This window comes from Thiohalocapsa sp. (assembly GCF_019695415.1).
In the GTDB taxonomy this organism is placed as follows: Bacteria; Pseudomonadota; Gammaproteobacteria; order Chromatiales; family Chromatiaceae; genus Thiohalocapsa.
Map to the genome: position 1 here is coordinate 1 of NZ_JAIFKJ010000599.1, position 4067 is coordinate 4067.

A 4067-nucleotide genomic window follows, 5' to 3' on the forward strand; every position below is an offset into this window, starting at 1 on the left:
CCCGGCTCCGTCTGATTTTTGGGCAGGATGCCCAATCAATCAGCATCTCCCTAGCAGCCGATGACGAGTCAGTCCGCAGGTCTGGATCGGCCTGCTCCTCGAAGTTTTCTGGTGAGGGAGTCCATTTTCATGCCCGCCGCCTGGGCTTGTTGCGCTGTTTCGGCAGCGCGAGTCAGGTCACCCAAATCGTATTGATAGATCGCCAACCAATAGAGCAGGGGGCCGCGATTACTTGCCATCTTTAATCCCTGTTCTAATAGGGCGATCGCGTCGTTGATTTCACCTCGGCGCTTCAGCAATTTCGCATACTCGACCCATGCATCTGGGTCGCGCGGGCTGCTTGCGATCACGTCCTCGAACACGGCTTTCGATTGCGACCACTGCCCGGCGCCGGCAAGCGCGCGCGCGTAGGCGATCGACATAACGTCCCACAACGGTGCACCAGGGCGCGATTTTGACCGCGTGTAGTCGATTTCTTTAACTGCTTGAGCGTACCTCTCTTTGGCCGAATAGCCGCTCTTCCTCAATGCCCCCGGATCCTCTGCATTCGACATGATGGCGAGGCCGTAGCAGTAGTGGTGCAGGTGTAGGAAATCTGTGCTTCCGACCTTCTGCTTCCACCTCGGGATGTGGGATGCAGGTACGAGCATCGAGGCGGCTTCTCTGCGCCAAGGGGAAGTGCTGCCAATCTTGCCGGCCACTGGCCCACGCATGTAATCGGACATCTTCGCCTGGCAATAATCAGGCAACAGGAAGTATTCCTTTGGGGTCGGCACCCAGCCGAGGGACAAGGCGCTTTGCCACGTAAAGAGGCAGGCAGCAAAGACCAGAAACGACAGGCTCGAACGTATGCGCTTTTGCGCTTTTGATTCAGTCATCATAATCCGATCGGACCATAAAAGCGCTGAGAACCAGCGGGTAGGCTCTTCGCTGTTCGTCGAAGATACCGATCGTCGGCCAACTCGGCCAAAATCGGCACGGATTTCGAGAATGCGGCTTCCAAACGCCCTTAACCTCAGCGGTTGGGGAGATAACGATTGATCGGCCTGGGTTTTCCGAAAATCGGGCAGACCCGGAAAGACCGATTACCCGGCTCCTTGAATTTCGAGGGCTTGACAAGCCTGAACATGGCGGGGCGTCTTACCTCGTACGGGAAACGCAAACAAATCTGCGTTCCCTTGAGAGCCGAACAGGGTGCGAGGGAAACGTCTGCATAAACGAGGGCGCCCTGCATGCGTTCCGCGGCCGGTGCGTGATCTGATGGCGGCTCGACAACAAAATTATGATTCCGGCTTTGCTTGCCGTCAAAGGGTGACGAATACGCCTTGCGCCCTCGTTGAATGCGGGGCGCCGGCGTTCGCAAGAATGGTCTGCGTGGCGCTCGTCCAGCACACGGGAGGCGAGCGCCTTTGGTCTGCGCGGCCAGAGGTTGATCGCCGGGATGCAGTCTGACTTTATGGGCTTGGGAGGCCTCACCGCTGCGGGCAGGCGCTTTGGCGCAGCTGGCGCTGGGGAGGGAGAAGGGGTTAAGGAAGGGCCATGATTTGGCGGAGAGGGTGGGATTCGAACCCACGGTACGCTCGCGCGTACACCTGATTTCGAGTCAGGCCCGTTCGGCCACTCCGGCACCTCTCCGAAAAACGCCGCGCCATGGGCGCGCTGCCGTGTGCGTCGTCGTGTCGTCTCTGGCCGCTACCGAGCGGATGCCCTTCGCGCCGCCTCCTGTTGTTGGATGACGAAAGTGACGATGTGCCCTGGCTCTGGTGGCGGTAGAAACGCTCACCAACGCTCAGCCCGTCAGTATAGCGACGATGTGTCATGCTGACCATCACTCCGCGGGGCGCTCTCACGCGAAGCGCCCCGTCCGACGCCCCTCGGGGTCACGCTGAGCAGTAGAAACGTCTAGGCGACCCGCTGCATTTCGCCATCAGCGTCGCCGGCCTGCATTGCGGTACCGATGCCGCTGTGCCGGAGCAGCGCGTCCACCTTGGGCTCGCGGCCTCGGAAGGCGGTGAAGAGCTCCATGGCGTCCGCGGAGCCGCCGCGCTCCAGAATGAGCTCCCGGAAGGCGCGGCCGGTTTCCGGGTCGAAGACGCCGCGCTCCTCGAAAAGCGAGAAGGCATCCGCCGAGAGCACTTCGGCCCACTTGTAGCTGAAGTAGCCTGCCGCGTAGCCGCCCGCGAAGATGTGCGAGAAGCCATGGGCGAAGCGGTTCCAGGCCGGCGGCTTGAGCACAGCCACCTGATCGCGGACTTGGTCCAGGATCTCGTAGATGCGTGCGCCCTGTGCCGGGTCATATTCCATGTGAATACGGAAGTCGAACAGCGCGAATTCCAGCTGGCGCACCATCTGCATGGCGGACTGGAAGTGCTTGGCGTCGAGCATGCGCTGGAAGAGCTCTTCGGGGATGGGCTCGCCGGTCTCATGGTGGCGGGCGAAGAGGTCGAGGGATTCCCGCTCCCAGCACCAATTCTCCAGAAACTGACTCGGCAGCTCCACGGCGTCCCAGGGCACGCCGTGGATGCCGGCCACGGGCGGGTAGTCCACGCGCGTCAGCATGTGGTGCAGGCCATGGCCGAACTCATGGAACAGGGTCTCGACCTCGCGGTGGGTGAGCAAGCTCGGATGGCCGGCCACGGGCGGCGTGAAATTGCAGACGAGGTAGGCAATGGGCAGCTGCCTGCGCCCGCTCATGACCATCCGGCTCACCGCTCCGTTCATCCAGGCGCCACCCTGCTTCTTCTGCCGTGCGAAGGGGTCCAGGTAGCACTCGGCGCGAGGGGTGCCGTCGGCGTCTTGGATGACATAGCGGCGGACGTCTGGGTGCCAGGTGTTGTCGGCGGCTGCCTGCTCGATCGCCACGTCGAAGAGCTTTTCGGCGACGCGGAACATGCCGCTGATGACGCCTTCCAGCGGGAAGTACGGCTTCAGGGCCTCGTCGCTGATGTCGAAGCGCGCGACGCGAAGCTTCTCGCCGTAGTACATCAGGTCCCAAGGCGCGAGGTCCTCCAGGCCGTCCGTATCGCGCGCAAAGTCGCGCAGCTCTTGGAGCTCGGCGTGGGCCTGGGGCATTGCACGCTCGGCGAGGTCGTTGAGAAAGCCCATGACCTCTTCCGTGTCTCGGGCCATCTTGGGTGCCAGTGACAGCTCGGCATAGTTGCTGAAGCCCAATAACTGCGCCTGCTCGTGCCGCAGAGCCAGGATCTCTTCCATGACCGGCGTGTTGTCCCACTGGCCGGCCTGTGGACCCTGGTCCGATGCGCGGGTGCTGTAAGCCGTATAGACCTCACGGCGCAGGTCCCGGTCGTCGGCGTGCTTCATGACCGGCTCGAAGGACGGGAAGTCCAGGGTCAGCACCCAGCCCTCCAGGCCGCGGGACTCGGCTTCGTGCTTGGCCAGGGCCTTGCCCGCCGCCGGCACGCCGGCGAGGGCGGACTCGTCGGTGATCTGCTTATGCCAGCCGTTGGTGGCGTCGAGGACGTTTTCCGCGAACTGGTTGGTCAGCCGGCTGAGGCTCTGGCTGATTTCGCGAAACCGGGCCTTTTTGTCCTCGGGCAGGTCGACGCCGGCGAGGTGCAGGTCGCGCAGCGTGTTGTCGAGCATCTTGCGCTGCGCGTCGCTCAGGCCCGGCTGCTCGGCGACGCGCTGATAGCCGCGGTACAAGGCGGTGTTCTGCCCCACCTCGCTAGCGTAGTCCGAGAGCTTCGGCAGGCAGGCGTTGTAAGCCGCGCGCAGCGCGTCGGAGTTCATGACGGAGTTGAGATGGCTCACGGGCGACCAGGCGCGGGACAGCCGGTCATCCTCGAGCTCGATGCGCTCGACGAAGCTCTCCCACGTGGCGCTGTCCGCCTCTGTGCCCAGCTCGGCGACAAGTGCGCGGCCGTCTGCCAGCAGCTGATCGATGGCCGGCTCGATATGCTCGGGCTGTATGCGCTGGAAGTCGGGCAGGGTGCGGTCTTCGAGGAGGGGGTTCGTCATGGGCGGCGTCGTCCGTCGGCTGGGTTGGGTGTGACAGTGCTGATGTCGGCAAGTCTGGTCCGGGCTTTAGGGAAGCACCGATTTATTGG

2 protein-coding genes and 1 tRNA gene are annotated in these 4067 nt (G+C 63.0%); all 3 read right to left on the reverse strand.

Translation table 11 applies throughout. From position 1 onward, the window contains the following. Positions 1 to 68 precede the first annotated feature (68 nt). Entirely contained in the window at positions 69 to 881 is an 813-nt protein-coding gene (locus I6U14_RS16480) for a tetratricopeptide repeat protein (RefSeq protein ID WP_296900687.1), read from the reverse strand. Positions 882 to 1545: 664 nt separating this feature from the next. After that, positions 1546 to 1635: transfer RNA gene (locus I6U14_RS16485), tRNA-Ser, on the reverse strand. 267 nt (positions 1636 to 1902) lie between these two features. Next, entirely contained in the window at positions 1903 to 3978 is a 2076-nt protein-coding gene (locus tag I6U14_RS16490) for a M3 family metallopeptidase (protein WP_296900690.1), read from the reverse strand. Positions 3979 to 4067 lie beyond the last annotated feature (89 nt).

Coding starts and splice junctions, on each gene's coding strand:
- I6U14_RS16480 (WP_296900687.1), bottom strand. CDS start 881: ATGATGACTGAATCAAAAGCGCAAAAGCGCATACGTTCGAGCCTGTCG.
- I6U14_RS16490 (WP_296900690.1), bottom strand. CDS start 3,978: ATGACGAACCCCCTCCTCGAAGACCGCACCCTGCCCGACTTCCAGCGC.